Source organism: Hyphobacterium lacteum, from assembly GCF_036330345.1.
Taxonomy (GTDB): domain Bacteria; phylum Pseudomonadota; class Alphaproteobacteria; order Caulobacterales; family Maricaulaceae; genus Hyphobacterium; species Hyphobacterium lacteum.
Window position 1 is genome coordinate 1 of the sequence record NZ_JAZDRP010000029.1, and the last position, 413, is coordinate 413.

Annotated in this window: 1 pseudogene; it reads left to right on the forward strand. The window is 60.0% G+C overall.

What is annotated here, in order from left to right:
• A pseudogene (locus V0U79_RS13650) lies at positions 1–413 on the forward strand (TonB-dependent receptor plug domain-containing protein); the annotation flags it as partial.

The window sequence follows — 413 nt, forward strand, 5'->3', positions numbered from 1 at the left end:
GTCGAGCTGTTTGCTCAATATGATGTGACCTCGGAAGGCGACGGCCAGATCTACCGTTATGGCGCGACCTTCGGCCGCTCCTTCGACGGTGGCCGTTTCACCGGTAACCTCGAATATTTCGACCGTGGCACGATCCGCCAGGGCGACCGTCCGTTCTCGGCTTGTCCGTGGGCAGAAGTCGGTGGCCAGCTGATCTGTGGTGGTTCGGGTACGGCCTATCCGGGTCAGATCTTTGCATCGGGTCCGGGTGTTGTGGCCGGCATCAATGGTGGCGGCGGCGTCATCCTTGATCCGAACACGAACACGCTGCGTGCGTTCACGCCGGCTGACGGCTATAACTTCGCGGCGCGCTCCTACATGGTCACGCCGATGGAAGTCTATTCCGGCTTCTTCGATGCTGAATATGACGTTCT